Source organism: Ilumatobacter sp. (assembly GCF_041688325.1).
In the GTDB taxonomy this organism is placed as follows: Bacteria; Actinomycetota; Acidimicrobiia; order Acidimicrobiales; family Ilumatobacteraceae; genus Ilumatobacter_A.
On record NZ_JBDNIJ010000321.1, the window covers coordinates 1 to 15,196 of the forward strand.

The 15,196-nt window shown below is 58.4% G+C and carries 14 protein-coding genes and 1 pseudogene; 8 read left to right on the forward strand and 7 right to left on the reverse strand.

Annotation, left to right across the window (positions count from 1 at the left end; genetic code table 11):
- From ACH2EI_RS16790 to ACH2EI_RS16820, 7 genes and pseudogenes are all read right to left on the reverse strand, one after another.
- A pseudogene (locus ACH2EI_RS16790) lies at positions 1-602 on the reverse strand (hypothetical protein); the annotation flags it as partial.
- Between the two features lie 604 nt (positions 603-1,206).
- The gene (locus tag ACH2EI_RS16795) at positions 1,207-1,893 is read right to left on the reverse strand and encodes a hypothetical protein (protein ID WP_395160863.1); all 687 of its coding nucleotides are present in this window, start codon (positions 1,891-1,893) and stop codon (positions 1,207-1,209) included.
- A gap of 388 nt (positions 1,894-2,281) precedes the next feature.
- Positions 2,282-3,313, reverse strand: a complete 1,032-nt coding sequence (locus ACH2EI_RS16800) for a phage major capsid protein (protein WP_395160865.1) — start codon at positions 3,311-3,313, stop codon at positions 2,282-2,284.
- A 29-nt stretch (positions 3,314-3,342) separates the two neighbouring features.
- Positions 3,343-4,206, reverse strand: a complete 864-nt coding sequence (locus tag ACH2EI_RS16805) for a hypothetical protein (protein WP_395160867.1) — start codon at positions 4,204-4,206, stop codon at positions 3,343-3,345.
- Between the two features lie 163 nt (positions 4,207-4,369).
- Positions 4,370-6,346 (reverse strand): proline-rich domain-containing protein, encoded by a 1,977-nt coding sequence (locus ACH2EI_RS16810; RefSeq protein WP_395160869.1) that lies wholly within the window; start codon positions 6,344-6,346, stop codon positions 4,370-4,372.
- A gap of 373 nt (positions 6,347-6,719) precedes the next feature.
- The gene (locus tag ACH2EI_RS16815; protein WP_395160871.1) at positions 6,720-8,360 is read right to left on the reverse strand and encodes a terminase large subunit domain-containing protein; all 1,641 of its coding nucleotides are present in this window, start codon (positions 8,358-8,360) and stop codon (positions 6,720-6,722) included.
- The gene (locus ACH2EI_RS16820) at positions 8,357-8,836 is read right to left on the reverse strand and encodes a hypothetical protein (protein WP_395160872.1); all 480 of its coding nucleotides are present in this window, start codon (positions 8,834-8,836) and stop codon (positions 8,357-8,359) included. Before ACH2EI_RS16820 ends, ACH2EI_RS16815 begins: the two co-directional genes overlap by 4 nt.
- Before the next feature lie 92 nt (positions 8,837-8,928).
- On the opposite strand from ACH2EI_RS16820, the gene ACH2EI_RS16825 reads away from it, so the two are divergent.
- From ACH2EI_RS16825 to ACH2EI_RS16860, 8 genes are all read left to right on the forward strand, one after another.
- Positions 8,929-9,183: a hypothetical protein gene (locus ACH2EI_RS16825; RefSeq protein WP_395160874.1), complete on the forward strand. Its 255-nt coding sequence runs from the start codon at positions 8,929-8,931 to the stop codon at positions 9,181-9,183.
- A gap of 72 nt (positions 9,184-9,255) precedes the next feature.
- Positions 9,256-9,579, forward strand: a complete 324-nt coding sequence (locus ACH2EI_RS16830; protein WP_395160876.1) for a hypothetical protein — start codon at positions 9,256-9,258, stop codon at positions 9,577-9,579.
- A 456-nt stretch (positions 9,580-10,035) separates the two neighbouring features.
- Complete coding sequence (locus ACH2EI_RS16835; RefSeq protein ID WP_395160878.1) at positions 10,036-11,271, forward strand: hypothetical protein; 1,236 nt, start codon at positions 10,036-10,038, stop codon at positions 11,269-11,271.
- Positions 11,268-11,744: a hypothetical protein gene (locus ACH2EI_RS16840; protein ID WP_395160880.1), complete on the forward strand. Its 477-nt coding sequence runs from the start codon at positions 11,268-11,270 to the stop codon at positions 11,742-11,744. Before ACH2EI_RS16835 ends, ACH2EI_RS16840 begins: the two co-directional genes overlap by 4 nt.
- Before the next feature lie 165 nt (positions 11,745-11,909).
- The gene (locus ACH2EI_RS16845; RefSeq protein WP_395160882.1) at positions 11,910-12,143 is read left to right on the forward strand and encodes a hypothetical protein; all 234 of its coding nucleotides are present in this window, start codon (positions 11,910-11,912) and stop codon (positions 12,141-12,143) included.
- A 92-nt stretch (positions 12,144-12,235) separates the two neighbouring features.
- On the forward strand, positions 12,236-12,370 hold the full coding sequence (locus ACH2EI_RS16850; protein WP_395160884.1) for a hypothetical protein: 135 nt from the start codon (positions 12,236-12,238) through the stop codon (positions 12,368-12,370).
- Positions 12,360-12,545: a hypothetical protein gene (locus ACH2EI_RS16855; protein ID WP_395160886.1), complete on the forward strand. Its 186-nt coding sequence runs from the start codon at positions 12,360-12,362 to the stop codon at positions 12,543-12,545. The genes ACH2EI_RS16850 and ACH2EI_RS16855 overlap by 11 nt, the downstream gene beginning before the upstream one ends.
- Positions 12,546-12,647: 102 nt before the next feature.
- Positions 12,648-15,056, forward strand: coding sequence for a hypothetical protein (locus tag ACH2EI_RS16860; protein ID WP_395160888.1), 2,409 nt, complete (start codon positions 12,648-12,650; stop codon positions 15,054-15,056).
- Positions 15,057-15,196: the final 140 nt, after the last annotated feature.

Below are 15,196 nucleotides of genomic sequence, written 5' to 3' on the forward strand. Positions count from 1 at the left end.
CAGGTCACCGTCCTCGTCGTGCTCGTCAAATTGTCGCCCGTATAGGTGAGCGCAGTAGTGACCGTGATCGAATCCGCCAACTCGACCACGCTCGTCAGCCTCCCAGCCGTGTACGTCAAATCTGTTTGCTTCACTGTTGTTTCCCCGTCCTTCTCCAACACTTGTGTTAGATCGTCACCCGTATAGGTCAGTTCAGTGGATCGTTCATCGTTGCGATACAGCAACGGCTGATACGCAATAACGTCACCATCGGTGCCAGCCAAGCCAGCAGCAGCCCAGGCACCATCGCCACGCAGAAACGTTGTGGAGTTCGCTGTGCCGGTTGCTGTGATACTGCCAGGAACAGCAACAGTCTGCAACGCCGTATCGGCCGTTACGCCTTGAGCGGCTGTCGCATAATCGGTGGTAGCAGTCGTCGCTACCGTGCCCAACCCAAGGTTGGCGCGGGCTGTCGCAGCATCCGCCAAATCCGACAGGTTGGACGCCTTCGCGGCAGCCAAATCTGCTGTCGCGCCCTGAGCCGCAGTCGCATAATCGGCAGCAGCAGTTGTCGCCGCCGTGCCCAAACCGAGATTAGTTCGAGACGTTGCCGCGTCGTCCACATCGGAGAGGTTTGCGGCTCCGAGCATGTCGCCATCGCCCAGGGCCGTGTTCCAGGCAACGTCATAATCCGTATTGGACAACTTCGAGAGTGTCTGGCCGGTGAGTCCGCCTGGGATTACGCCGGTTCCGAGTGATTGAATCTGGTCGTAAACATCCGTACGGGTGGGTACTGCGGTACTTCCGCTCCACCCAGAACTATAAGCATTTGAGGGGACTGTTACGTCTCCAGTGAAGACTCCGGTAGTGGCGGCTACAGCTGCCACTGTGGCGTCTGAACCCTGCCTGAGTGCGTTCCCCTCGACCGTAGGGACTTCCACGTTCAGTGGGCCAGTCATTGTTCCACCAGCGAGCGGTAGCGCCGCGGCTACCTCGGTGTCAACGTAACCCTTAGTCGATGCCTCGACGTCTGATGCCGGACTGGGAACGGTGACTACGCCCGTGAACGTGGGGGACGCGAGATTGGCTTTAAGGTCAAGGTCCGCACCGTATGGGAGGAGGGCGAGACTATCGTCTGTACCGGACTTGATGCCAACGATCGAGTCGGTCGCAACGGTTGTGCCGTTTGGAATGTCGGGGAGTGCTAAGTTGGGCATCCTCTACCTCTCAGATGGGGGTGTTTACGGTGAAGCTGTTGAATGGGCGCAGGTAGCGCTTTCCTCCGCCGAACGTCAACGGCTGCTGTCTGGAAGGTTCCATGATCGCTGAGCGGGCTGCGTTGAAATCAAACTGCCAGCGGGTCATGTAGACGTCTTCAAGCTCGTTGGCTTCCTGCTGGGCATATGCCAGGGCGACGGCGTAGTGGACTAGCGGGTAGTGGAGGCGAGGGTCTGCGTCTACGACTGAATCGCCACCCAATGACACCCAGTCAATCGGAAGTCGGTGACCCATTAGCTGGTAGGACTTTTCTTCTGTCATCGCGGTGTGGGGCCAAAGCTGGAACTCTTTGCCCCAGAGAGAGTACTCGATTGGGTTCCTTGCCGAGTGGGCGGTGTTTCCGTACACGGACTCGGCGGTCTCATGGTCGGCCATGTTCAGACGGAGGCCGCTCGAAACGTCAACCAGCGAGTTGATAGACGCTCGGTTGCAGTCAATCGGGATGGTGATCTCTGTGGCCCCAGCCGGGAGTGTCAAAATCCATTTCGTCTCGTAGGAGGGCCAGGTGTTTTCGGCTGCCACCGACCGGTCGAACGCTTGGCGTATGTACCAGTCTACGGTTGTGTTTGGCAGCTCCGAGGCCGTGGTCTCTGTCTGCGTCCGAACAAGGGCGCGAAGATCATCCAGCGTCGCCATAGGTTCCGTCCTTGTTGCGCCCACCCTTGTTCTTCCATTTAGCCAACCCGAGATTCTGGGAGTGGCCGGAGCAGTAGCCCGTGGACTTCATGGGGTACGCCTTACATTCGTCAAAGGAGCAGAGTGAACGTTCGGGGTTGTCTCTCTTCCGACGCTTCGGTGGCTTGTAGGGGGCGGTCGAGTGCAATCCTGCGGGCTGCACGTTCCCCTCGGAGTGGTTGATCCCGCCCACGCCAGATACTGGGGAACCTGTCAGCGCGTGAGCGAGAGTGATCCCCTGGTTCTGCGAGTTTTGTGTTCGAAGAGTTGTGTTCATTTGAGCCATTCTTGCAGGTGTTGACCCGAAGTGCAGATGCAATCTGCACTTCGGGTCAAATCTGGGGCGGGATCAGGCTTCGGCGATGCCGGTGAGCTTGAAGCAGCGACGACGGTTGCGGATCGTCGAGTTGCCGTATGTCGTGATGAACGACACTCGGGCGTCAAGGGTGCTGCCCGACGCTGCGCCAATGCCTGCACCGGATGCCGGAGCACCGAGCGATCCCGACATGTTGTCGGTGAACGGCGACTGCTTGAAGTCGCGGTCGCTGTGGATGCACAGGCCAACGTACTTCGAGTTGAGGCCGAGCATGACGCCTGCGGGGCACTGGAAGTCCCAGAACAGCGGGACGTTCTTGAACATCAGGTTCTGGAACCCGAGGTTTGCTTTCGACGTGTCGGTGTACCGCACCTGTGGGGTGAGGGTCGACTCGTAGAAGCCGAACACGGTGTCCTCGGTGAAGAGGGCGTCGACGCGGTCGTTGCCCGCATCAGATGCCGTGTTGTACGCAGAACGCATGGCTGATTCGAGACCGGCTGCGTCGACTGCGCCGACTGCCGTGACACCAGACTTCCACCAAGTCTCGGTGGCCGGGTTGATTCCGCCAGCGACTGTGGTGTCGTCCACCAAGTCGATGAAGGACGTGAAGTCGGCGGACGTGGCTGTCGGGTAACCGAGGGCCGTCTTGGTGCCGAACAACATGCCGTTGAGCATCTCCTTTTGGGAGTCCTCAGCCTGCATGATTTTGGCTTCGAGCAGGTTGATGATCTGCTCTTTGCCGTTGTTCTGCGCCTCTTCCAGGCCGGAGATGGCGATGCTGGCGTACAACTGCTTCCAGTTGAACTGAGCGGCGGTCGCCGTGTTCTTCGGAGTCACCGTGACGGTGTCCCACTCGGAATAGCTGTTGGTGTCGCCACGGGTGTAGATGAGCGGCTCAACGATGGAAATACCACCGCCTGCTTTGCGAACCCGGCCGTTGCTCATCAGGAAGTCGAGTAGAGGACGCGAGCTGAAGATGTTGTCAGTCAGCGTCTTCCGGTAGTTGTGCATGGTGGTGGAAAGAATGTCGTTCCACGTGGACGGAGTGTGCGATGCAAGTGTCATTTTGGGTCCCCTTTGGGGTTAGAGACCGGTCAGCGTGATCGGCGCTCTACGTCTTCGTAGGCACCCATAACAGCTTCACGGATTGTGCTGAAGGATTTGTTCCCCGCATCCGTCGTCGTCCCAACTGCGCTTGGAGCCGGACTCACTACTGCTGCCTGCTGAGCCACTGCGCTTCTGCGCTGTGCCTCGGCTTGTTGCTGCTGACTGGCGGACGTTTGCTGCGCCTGCTGCCCTGCTGCGTAAGCCATTGACTGGTAGATCATCGGGAGCATTTCGATCCCGGCACCCATTTGGAATGCCTGGTTCACAACTGCTCGCGCTTGGTTGTCGTCGATTTGGAATTGGGCTTTTAGGCCACCAACTGCGTGTTGCAGTTCCCTATCGGCTTGTTGCTGATCGAACTGGGCTTGGAGCAACAGGCGTGCTGTGCGCTCTTCGGCAATCTGTCGTTCTAGAGGGTCCTGGTACTGGTCGTCGTCGTAATCTTCGGTCGCAGCTACATGCTGCGACTCGCTCATCCCGAGGAACTGTTGTACTGATACGCCTGCCTTTTGGGCGAGGTATTGGACTGTGATACCAGGATTCGCTGTCAGCGCCTGCTGGAGTCGAACGGCTTGTTCTGACTCTTGGCGAAGCTGCGATGCTTCCTGGAATCTCTGTGTTGCGACAGAGTTGACGTTGTACCCGTCGAGAGCCTCTCGTAATGAGACGCTGATCTCCTTACCTTCTCGGTCTATCCGAACGTACTTGCCAGCAAGTTCGTCATTGACGTCGAGGTATTCGATCTGCGGTGCTTCTAGGACTTCGGTGTCCTGGACATCTCCGCCAGCTTCCCCGATTTCGGGACTGACTTCGGTCTCTGTCCCCTGAGGGGCTAACTCTTGTTCGTTCAATGGACTCCGCTTTCTAAGGGTTGGTCCGGGTATGTGATGACATCATAGACACAAATCTTCCCTATTGGGAAGCGCCGACGCCGAATCTGGGTACTGACCCCAGCGGCTCCCCTCCCGAGGAAGGGGAGGCGCACCAGCGTTCCGGCATCGACGCCTCTCAAATCTATTGGCCAGCTTGCATCATCTGTTGGAGTAACTCTGGCGGTATTCCGCTGGCTCCTCCGCCCACCGGCGGGGCTTGCCCGCCGAGCGATTGTTGAAGCATGGCGAGCATTTCTGGATTGATTGCAGCTCCTGGCCCGCCCTGTGGCGGCATTCCCTGCGGCGGCATTCCCTGCGGAGGCCCTTGCTGCATTTCGCTGTCAGGCATCATGGACCCATCGGGCATCTCGTGCATCCCTTGCTTCTGACCCTGCTGGTCCATACCGGGAGGGGGAGCTTGCGGCTCCTGCATCTTGACGTAACGCTCAGCGTCCTTGAATCCGAGGCCGTCTCGGAGAAGCTTCATGTAGAGAGCCGGAGTGTTGACGACCCCTTCGCCCATGAATGGAACCGACATGTCGACTGCCTGGAGGGCTGCCTGACGGCGGGTCGACTCGTTCTGTGGCTCAGTAGATCCACCGACGACCTCAAAGTCAAACTTGCCCTGGATTTTGTCGTTGTTGTAATTGATCCAGCCCCGGACGGGAATCGTAACGATGCGTGCCACCTGGTCGCCTGTCACGTACTGCTGCATCAGGGCGACAATTCTTTCGCCGCACTGGGCGAGGATTGTCTCCACCTTGCCGAGGCGGTCCTGGGCGCGTGCGTTGGCGGCGTCCTGGATCATGCCTGCTTCGGTGGCTGTCCGCTTGATGGATGTCTGGGCTCCACGCTGGTAGTCCGAGACTCCCGAGATTCGATCTATGTCGTTTGATATCATCGCCGACTGGTCGAAGAACTCGGGTGGGGTGATGGACGGGACGACGGGAGCGAGCGCGGAGGAAGGGTTGCCGTCTCCGAGGACGGGGATCATCACGTTGTCTTCGTCGGACTCCAGAGCTTGCACGCCCTCGCGGTCGAACAGGTCTTTGGAGTACAGGTGCGCGCGTCGGTACTTTTTCCTGAAGTTGAACATCTGGTTGCGGGTCTCGTTGAGTTCGATCTGCAAAGACTCGATCTGCTGGACGTCGCCCATCGGGTAGAAGTGGTCGGGCACCTCGTAGTTGCGGAGCATGACGAACGGGTGGCCGAAGGCGTACGGCATCTTCGTCGGCTTGATAAGGAAAGCTTCCTTGCTTGTGTCCTCCGTCCTGAATACGGAGAACGTTGACACCTTGTTACGTTTGATGTCATAGAACTCGATGACCTCGACGTAGCTGAGTGCCCCGGCGTCTGGCTTCTCTCCAGAGTCTCTGCCGTCTCCGCCGCCTGATTCGTTTCCGACGTCTCGGCTTGACCGGCTCGTTCCAGAGACGTTTTTGCGGGCTGCGGCTACGTAGCGGCTGTCAACCTTGACGTCCTGCACTGGTCGCCATGTGCGCTGGGCAACCCACCGCATTTCTTTGGGATGTCGGCAGTCGGGATCGACAAACATGTCGAATGGCGAGATGCGCTCCATGAAGGGGCGCTCGTCGTCCTGTTGAACAATCAGTTCTGTCTCAACGTTGCCAGGGACGTCTTCCCGATCGTCTACGCCCTCGTCTGCTCCGTCGCCGTCCTGGGCTGTGTCGGTCGGGGGTTCGGTCTTCTTCTCTTCGGGAGGCTTCTGGAACGTGTACCCGACCTTGAGCCAGCCGTGGCCGATTGTCAGCCAGTCGTTGATTGAGAGTCGGAAGTCCTGCTGGAAGTGGTTGGAGCGCCAGATGTAGTTCAGCACCTCTTCGGTGATGATGGCTTGCGGGGCAGAATCTACGTTGCGTGCGTTGACGTTGAACTTCGGGTTGCGGATGGCGACTGCCGGGGCCATCACGTTCAACGTGGCGAAGATCATGTTGACGGTCAGTTGGTCGGTGCCGCTCTTCCTGTCGTAGTGCTGGCCCCTGTAAAGGTCGATGAACCGCTTCCAGCTTCTCTCGTAGTTCTGCTCTCCGTTTGAGCGCCAACGCTTGGAGCGTTTGAGTTCTTTCTGCATCCAGTTCAAGTATTCGGAGTTGTTCATGCGGCTCTCTCGATTCCTTTTTTGCCCGCGATGCGGTCGTCTGTGCTTCCCAAGTGTTCAAGCATGAAATCGTTTTTGGTCACGTTCCAGCTACTCCTTCCAAGACGTGCCCCGCCTTTCCAGGTGACGCCAACGGATAGGAGCCGGTGCCGGTAGCACTCGCTTTTCCCCTCTTCGATCGCGTTTGTGCAGGTTTCGTGCTCGCACTCAGACATCGCTATCGGCCGTCTTTTCTTTTCTTGACCGCTTGGGTTCCTCTAGGGCGGGGGCTTCCTGGGATGGAGGCTTGGGCCGCACCGCCGTCTTCTTCACTTTGCGGGACTTTGATTCGATACGAGTTGCCATGAAGCAATTATCGCACAAGTTTTAACGTTTACCAGTTGTTTCTGACCGAACTTGCGCCGATCGGCTCTCGTTTTGGTCGACTTTTCCGCTTGTTGCCTGAGATCAGCTCGTTGAAGGATTCCCCGTACAGTTGCTTTTCCCATGCGCCGAAGCTCCCAGGAGGCGGCTCCTTGCTGGAGGAGTCGTACTGTTCGAGCCACACGTACTTCAGCATCTGGTTTGCGATCGCCAGGCTGATCGTCCTGTCGTCGAACGGAGAGCCAGACATCTTCCCTTTGTCGTCCCGAGTGAAGGTGCGAAGCTCGGCCACGGTCTCCTTGTCGAGGAGGACCATTTTCCCGCGCAGTGCCTCGTTCAGTTCGTCGATCATCAGCGGCTTGGTGACCTGCGTGGTGCGGAACCCGAGGACGTCGGTGGGGACAGACTTCTTGTACTTGGCTGATCGCTCCATGAAGATCGGGTGGTACTTTTTTAGGGCGAGGAACTTGAGCGTGGTGAGGCCGTGGTTGTTGGATTCGACGCCTATGAGCGCCCGGTTGTACCAGTTGCCGAGCGGAACCAGGATTTCTGTGGCGAGCAGGTCGGGGTCGATGTGTCCGTGCCAGTGGGCGACGACCTTGTAGTCCCTGGCGTTGATGACGTGGATGCTTGCGTAATCACCATGCTGCAAGCCTTGCGATGGGTCAGCGCCGATTACATACTTCCCGCGCAGCGTGGGGGCCTCCCAGACTCTGAGCGCCCCGCCGTCCTCAATAAACTCGGGCACCGAAAGTGCCGTTTCCTGCTTGAGCCATCCACGATCCGGGATCTCGGTTTCGATGGACCGCAGGTTGTCCAAGTTGAAGACAGGGCGACCTGACTTCAGGAACGCGTCGTCGGGGTTACTCGGATACTCCTGGGCCATAACCCACTCCGACAGGTCCTTGCTTTTCGCTTCATACCAGTCCTGGGTACGGCCGTTCGCCGACCACGGGAAGAACAGCGGGGTGAACCGGTTGGTGCCGTTTGAGGCTCCTACCCATAGACGGTGGAACAGGTTGCCCTCGCCGCTGGCGGTCGAGAGCATGATGACCCGGCCTCCGACGTCGGCCGCTGGCTCAATGGCGCTCCAGGCGTCTTCAGAGTTGGGGAGGAAGGCTAACTCGTCAACGACGATGAGGTACGCTGACTCGCCACGTGCCGGGTTGGTCGATGGTAGCGATTCGATCTCGGAGCCGTTGGAGAACTCCATCTTCGTCTGGGTCTCGTTGATTGGACCGGCCCTCCACAGGAACCATTCGTCCATGAACCTGCGGCCGTACTTCGCTTTCTGGAGGAGCTTGATGGCATCGCGCTCGGTTCGGGACAGCATGAGGATCGGGCGGTCGGGGTAGAACTGGGCGCTCCAGTAGGAGAAGGCAGCGACGAGGGTCGAGAACCCGATCTGTCGGGCTTTGAGGATGAGGCTGTAACGGGTGTTAAGCCAGGACCGGACGGTCTCAATCTGGGCGTCGAATAGGATGAAGTTGATTCGCCCTTGCTCGGGGTGCCGGATGGACCAGTGGTGTTCGCAGAAGTACAGGAAACCGGCGAGTAGGACTTCTGGGTCCTTACTGTCGGGGGCGCACTTGCGGTACTCCTGCTCTTTCAGTAGCTCATCGAAGTTGTAGTTCTCCTCGTCGAGGATCACGCTTTCTTCCGATGCTGTATTTCGGTGGCGGCTTTCTGTGCGATTAATAGCTCAAGCTGCTCGTCTGTGAGTTGTGTTGCGCTGCCCATGACTTCGACCTGGACTTTGGCTGGCTTGACGGAGCCTTCGATGTCGAAGTACTGCCTGGCTGCTGCGACGTGCTTGGGATCGTCTTTGTCGGTGGCTGTGGCGAACAGGGTGTCCATGATTTCGCTCTTGCGGCTGGGGTCGCCGATTGTCTGGAGGTACCGTTTCTCCCAGGCGTCCATGAACTCCTTGTTCTCCTTCCAGGCCCCGATCGTCTGTCTGGTGATGCCGAGCTGTTCGGCAAGGGCGGTCTGGGTGGATGGGTCGCGCTCTTTGAGCGGGGTGCAGAGCCAGGTGAGTACGGCTTGTTTCCTGAAGTCTTGGATGGGGACGACGTTGTGCTGCCCTCTTCCGTCCTGCTTTTTTCCGTGCAGAGGTGTTGGTGACATGTGTCGAGTATATACGAGGGGGGGTCCAAGACTGTAACACAACTGTAATATAGTAGTTCACTATCTGGGTAAGTGGGTGATAGTATGGCTATATGAACTTCAAAGAGAAAGACCCAAGAGACTCGATGGTCCAACTAAACACGCCCATCCCCTTCCACCTCAAATCCGACCTCACCGCCATCGCCATCCTGCGTGAACAGTCACTGTCGTCTCTGATCCGAGAATGTATCGAAGACAACCTGTCCCTCGAACTGTCCGAATCCAGGCGTGAGCGACGGGTCGAAGACGAGATCCTTGCCGTCCACCGAGCCAAACTTGAGACCTCAGGGGCAGGAGCCACACGCTGAGATGCTGGAGGCAATCACAGTCGCAGTGATCCTGGTCGCCGCCATCTACCTCGCCAAAGAAATATGGAAGCAATGACCAAGCCGCAATACAATCCTCGGGTTCTAAAGCTTCTACGGGAAGAGGGCTGGCACGCCACGTCGGTCGACTACTGGGACAGCTTCACCCGACGCACCAAGGACCTATTCGGCTGCATCGACGTCCTGGCTGTAGGGGTCGATGGAACCATCGCCGTACAGGTCACGTCCCGAGGGAACATGAGCAGCCGCCGTAAGAAGATCCTGACATCCGAAGCTTACCCATTCATGAAGAGCGCTCAGTGGACGATCGAGTTGTGGGGGTACGACCAACCAAAAGGCCCTAAAACGGCCTACCGACTGAAACGAGAAACTCTGTGACAGGCAATCGTCAAGATGGAAGTGAAACCGCTCTGAGCCATGACTACTGGATCAAGACGATGGACCACTACCGGGACAACCGAGACGCAACCGAGGCAACGAAGGACTTGGCCCTCATGGTCAGGAACCTTATAGAGATCAACAAAAATAACCCCGAGACAATCGGGTATCTAACAACCAGAGCAAAGGAAGCATTGAAATGAGTTTTGAAGCCATGTCGGCGAGGAATTTGCGAAAAATCAACAGCAAGCACGGGACCGATTTCGTCAACGCGACTACCGGGTACACCTATCGTCAGGTATTTGGCACGGAGGTTGATGGCACGAACCTGGCGCTCGACCGTAAGAGCGGTGAGTCCTATAGGTTCGACCGCCTCCACAGGGGCGCTGCGACTAGTCAAAAGAAAAGGGCTCGACGGCAGGAACAAGTCAGAGAAGCAACCAGGGAGTACTACAAATGAGCATCGACCTAGACGAGATTGACTCGTCACCTGAGAAACCAGACTTCCGGCGTGCCAACGGCGCACCGATGGTCATCGACAAGGACGGCAAGAACCAGCGCCTCTCACGGCCATCCGGCTGGGGAAAGACTCTTGACGACGAGAACGCTCTCGTCAACTGGAAGGTAGACGTAGCAGCCATCGGGGTCGCTGGAGACAAAGCCCTCCAGGCTGAGTGGACCGCCTGCAAGATGGAAGACAAGCCGCAACGAGCGAAGCTGCGGGAGAAGTCCATCCAGTCGGGTCGTGGCAACCAGGCGTCCGACACGGGCACCGCCCTGCACGCCATGTCTGAGCGCTGGGAAGATCCTGACGACGACTTCAACCCTGGGACATTCCGCCCCTCGCTTGAGGCTTACACGGCAGCGATGAAAGCCATCGGCATCGTGTCTGAGCGGTTCGAGTACACGGTAGCCAACATGGAATACCGGGCCGCTGGCACCGTTGACCGCCTCTACCGGCTCACGCAGCCACTGTTCGCCCCAGACGGGACACTCCTACCGGAAGGCACCCTGGTCATCGGCGATCTCAAAACGGGAAAGTCGCTCGGCTTCTCGCTCCCCGGCTACCACGTCCAGATGGCGCTATACGCACAGGGCGAGTTCTACGACGTGGAGCAGGACTGCTTCATGCCGACCCCTGAGATCAACCAGGCGTGGGGAATCATTGTCCACATGCCGTCGAACTCGGATACGTGCGAAATGCTGTGGTGCGACCTGCAAGTCGGCAACTACGGGGCGTACCTCGTAAACGAGATCAAGGACTGGCGGCGCAAGTGGAGAAACCAGACGTACAGCTCGCCTGAAGTGCAACCTATGGCCGTCACTGTTGTCGAGGAACCAATCGACAACGACAAAGAGTGGATGGACGCAATGTTCCCGTTCATCAAGGCCCGCATCGCCACGATCAAAGATCACTCCGACGCAGGCAGCCACCTCGCCCTCCACTGGCCGGAGGGCTGCCCGCCACCAAAAGCGATGGTCGAGCCGCACCATTACACGCAAGTCCTCAACGTTCTCGACAAAGTCGAAGCCGACTACGGAATGACTTTCCCCGAGAATGATCCCCGAGTGGTCCTGGGCGTCTTCGAAGGCGACCAGGCCCACCCAACGAACAACCCACCAAGTCTCAGTCAGGAAATCCCTGACTCAGAAACCAGCCCTGAGCGGCTGGAGAAAAGAGCAACAAAATGAGCAATTCACTGAGCCTGAACGATCTCGCAGGCGGCAGCAAGTCGTGGACACCGGAAGAATTGGGTGACCGCATCGAAGGAACCATCACCAGCGTAAAGCGGGTGCAGCAGACCGATTTCACCACCGGGTCACCGCTCGAATGGAACGACGGTTCGCCCCGTATGCAGACCGTCGTCGAGTTGCAGACGAATGAGTCCACCAGTGGTGACGACGACGGCATCCGTGCCATCTGGCTGAAGGGTGGCCGCAACTTTGAGGCCGCTGAGGGTGAGGGTGTTTCTGGTGAGGTCGCTCTCGCTGAGGCAGCCAAGGCCGCAGGGGCCGGTTCGATTGACGAGGGCGCAAAGCTGACCTTCGTCATGACGGGCCGTTCGAAGCCGACGACACGTGGCTACCAGCCAGCCAAACTGTACCGGGCCAAGTACCAGGCACCGGTGGCGTCCATTGCCCTGACCGACCTGTACGACGACTGAACAAGTCACCTATCGCCCAGCCCTCTCGGGGGCTGGGCGGGAAGGCCGATATGGAAAAGACTGAAGAGTGCTGCGAATGCGGAGGGACCGGTGTCGGGAAGAACGACGCCGGGAAGTTCATATCCGAAGACTGCGAGTGGTGTGAAGGCACCGGGGAGATCGAAAATGGAACATGACACAGAGACAGAACCAACCGAGAAGAAGGGAGTGCGACCAAAGTACCGGGTTGAAGTAGTTTTTGCCGAAGATTCCTACATTTCGTACATTGACGTCGAGGAATGGGTCGTCAGCGAAGGGTTGCTCGTCTTGTCGGACTCGGAAAGAGAATGGACGGTTGTGATCCCTATTGAAAAGACCCTCACCGTCGAGGTCAACCCAATGGTAATCGAGGAGCACTGATGGGATTGTCAGCGCTATCTGAGCAGTCGGTCCGCAGGCTCAACTTGAAGCACGGCACCGAGTTTGTTCACGCCTCAGCGAGGAACAGCGGGATGATCTTCGGCACCAAAGCCGACGCCACCTGCTGGCACTTCGACCGGAAAACAGGAGAGACCATGCAGTCGTCTCGTCTCGGGACGTTCGCCGAGAGACTGAAAGAGAAGCTGGAGGCCGAAGATGGCCGCTGAAGAGGATCAGATCAACATCGCAATCGGTGCGTACTGCGTAAACAGGGACCTGACTGACGGACAGATTGGTTCAGTCACCATCCATGCGTGGGCGCAGATAGCGACAGACGTCGAGTTCTACATGAAAAGAAACAAGAAAACCAAGAACCTTGCGGAAGAGCCGCAACTGTTCTGAGAAAGTGAAAGGCCCGGAAGCTTCTCAGCTTCCGGGCCTTCGCTAGAGTCCATCCAACCAAAGATGAAAATCACCGAACACCCGACCCCGCAAGAGGAACACATGACCAGCACCACCAATCATACACCAACCGAGTCGCAGAACGAACTCGCGCTCCAGTCTCTGTGGATTCCGGGCAGCAGTCACAGCCTCTGCACTCAGGAGCCTGGGACGCCGTTCAGGACGGTCGGGTTCTTTGATAGCCCTCGCGCACTACTCGACGCCGCAGCCAAACTACACACCGGCAACGTCTGGTTCGGCGTGAACGCCATGACCAAGCAACGCAAAGGCCGGGGAGGGGCAAACGACGTTGTGTCGGTCGTCGCATTGTGCGCCGACTACGACTGGGCCGACCCGGACGCCCACAAGGACGCTGATCTGCCCGACGAGCTTGAGGTGCGTCGCATCGTCGACTCGATGGTGCCGTCCCCGACGTTGGTCGTCGAGTCGGGCCACGGCGTCAACCTGTTCTGGGCTTTAACCGACGAACTCGACGCCGTGACGGGGCGGAGACTCTCCGATGGCTTCTTCCGGTACATGGAAGCCGAGTACGGCTTGCACAACGACCGTGGCGATCTAGCGTCGATCCTGCGTGTCCCTGGGACGTACAACCACAAATCTGAGCCGGTTGTCGAAGTTTTCGTCGCCAGATACGACCATGACGAAGGTTACGTGCCGAAATGGATTCGGGACAACGCCTGGCTACCTGAGCCTGGCCGACCGTTGCCACCTGCTGTGGCGGTCCGGCCAGGCACGCCCGCCCAGCTCCACGTCGGAGTCGCTGACGACCGCAAGTTACCGACCAGTAACTACGACCCGACACCGAAAGATTGGATCGACGACAACTACGACCCGTACCTTGGGCTGATGCGGCTCGGATGGCAGGCCGGACCACAACGAGGCGACAGCGAAGAGCTGACACGCCCAGGCAAATCGGGGATACACGGCACGTCAGCCACATTCCACCACGACTCGAAGGTCTGCTCGATCTACACGTCGACCGTAGACCCGGCATACCCGGCCGTCGGCAAGATCGGTCGAGACGGACAAACCCTCATCATGACACCGCTCGACGTGTGGATGGTCGAAAACGGTTTCTCCAACGTGTCCGACGCCATGCGAGAAATCCGCAAAATGATGCCGAGGACGCCACCTCCGCCTACCGAGCGGGAGCACAGGGAGACGGAGGTGGAGGAGCCGGGGAGAAGGGCGGCTCCTGCACTCAATCTACCAGACAGCTTTTGGGAGTCAAGGGACGTGCTCGCCCACATAAAGCAGGCCGCATGGTCCAGGTCATGCAGCCCTGACGCCGTCCTCGCCGGAGTGATGGCCCGATACTCGGCGACAGTGCCCCCACAAGTCAAATTGCCGCACGACGGCACACTCGACTTGTTCTTCGTAGTCCAAGGCCACTCTGGATCAGGGAAATCGAAGGCAGGCAAATGTGCGAGGGCCGTCGTCGACCTCGACCGAATCAAAGGCGTCATGATGGACCGCAACGTCGGCTCCGGTGAAGGTCTCGCCGAAGCATTCTTCGAATGGATCGACGAGGACGGCAAACCGTGCGGCCCACAAAAGAAGGGTGCAACGAAAGTCAGGACGATGCACGGCCTCCATTTCTCGACCGACGAAGGCTCAGCCCTCCAGGCGTCAGCCGGACGGGCCAACTCGATCCTCATCCCGACCCTCTGCTCCGCATGGATGGGCGAACCGATCGGCCATCTACTCGCCGACCCAACCAAATCACGCATGATCGACCCTATGACAGTCCGTGTGTCGGCGGAGATCCGCATCCAGACAGCCCACGGCTGGAAACTGTTCGATGAAGCGTTCGCCTCGACCGGCCTCTCCCAACGCATGGTGTGCGTCTCGGCGATCGACCCGAAAATCTCTGAACGGTTCCAAGACGGGTTCGTCCCACCCGAATGGCCTGGGACGTTGCGGCTCGCCCGACCCACAATCATCGCAGGCGAACGAATCTTGTCGTACTGCCCCCAAATCGGGGCGCTCCTCGCACAAGAGGCAGCAGCAGTCCACGACCCCTCTTGGTCAGGTAGCCCCCTGGACACCCATAGGACGCTGTCAGCGCTCAAATTGGCGGGCATCCTGTGCCTCTGGGACGACCGCACAGAGATATCCGAAACTGACTTCTCTCTCGCCTCCCAAATTATTGACATACACGTCGCCAACCGAAACGTCCTCAGAGCAACCCAAACCGTAGCCCAACACGAAGCCCGTATGACGAGGGTCACACTCGCAGCAGAGCAGGAAGTGGCCGTCATGAACGCCAAAGAGACGGAGATGCTCGGCAAAACAGTCGCCTTCCTCCGGGCCAAAATCAGGGCAGGCGAGTACCCAAACAAGCGCACATTGAATGCCGCAAAACGAGCACACTTCGAAGACGCAAAAACGCTGCTCGAAGAAGAAGGCGTCTGGCCGCAATCGGCATCCCGCAACCCGGAAGGCGTTTAAGGTGTGGCGGTGTGGCGACGCCACACCTCGCTCTTGGGGTTCACTTTGTGTACGAAACCCCGAAATCCCCTAAATACACTGTTGGATATGTTTTTTAGGGGTAAAAATGAGAGTGAACCCCACCCCTAAATCGCCACACC

What these genes read in the sequence shown, in the direction of transcription:
- ACH2EI_RS16835 (WP_395160878.1), top strand. Translation starts at nt 10,036, where the DNA reads ATGAGCATCGACCTAGACGAGATTGACTCGTCACCTGAGAAACCAGAC.
- ACH2EI_RS16820 (WP_395160872.1), bottom strand. Translation starts at nt 8,836, where the DNA reads ATGTCACCAACACCTCTGCACGGAAAAAAGCAGGACGGAAGAGGGCAG.
- ACH2EI_RS16795 (WP_395160863.1), bottom strand. Translation starts at nt 1,893, where the DNA reads ATGGCGACGCTGGATGATCTTCGCGCCCTTGTTCGGACGCAGACAGAG.
- ACH2EI_RS16810 (WP_395160869.1), bottom strand. Translation starts at nt 6,346, where the DNA reads ATGAACAACTCCGAATACTTGAACTGGATGCAGAAAGAACTCAAACGC.
- ACH2EI_RS16825 (WP_395160874.1), top strand. Translation starts at nt 8,929, where the DNA reads ATGAACTTCAAAGAGAAAGACCCAAGAGACTCGATGGTCCAACTAAAC.
- ACH2EI_RS16860 (WP_395160888.1), top strand. Translation starts at nt 12,648, where the DNA reads ATGACCAGCACCACCAATCATACACCAACCGAGTCGCAGAACGAACTC.
- ACH2EI_RS16800 (WP_395160865.1), bottom strand. Translation starts at nt 3,313, where the DNA reads ATGACACTTGCATCGCACACTCCGTCCACGTGGAACGACATTCTTTCC.
- ACH2EI_RS16845 (WP_395160882.1), top strand. Translation starts at nt 11,910, where the DNA reads ATGGAACATGACACAGAGACAGAACCAACCGAGAAGAAGGGAGTGCGA.
- ACH2EI_RS16855 (WP_395160886.1), top strand. Translation starts at nt 12,360, where the DNA reads ATGGCCGCTGAAGAGGATCAGATCAACATCGCAATCGGTGCGTACTGC.
- ACH2EI_RS16830 (WP_395160876.1), top strand. Translation starts at nt 9,256, where the DNA reads ATGACCAAGCCGCAATACAATCCTCGGGTTCTAAAGCTTCTACGGGAA.
- ACH2EI_RS16840 (WP_395160880.1), top strand. Translation starts at nt 11,268, where the DNA reads ATGAGCAATTCACTGAGCCTGAACGATCTCGCAGGCGGCAGCAAGTCG.
- ACH2EI_RS16850 (WP_395160884.1), top strand. Translation starts at nt 12,236, where the DNA reads ATGATCTTCGGCACCAAAGCCGACGCCACCTGCTGGCACTTCGACCGG.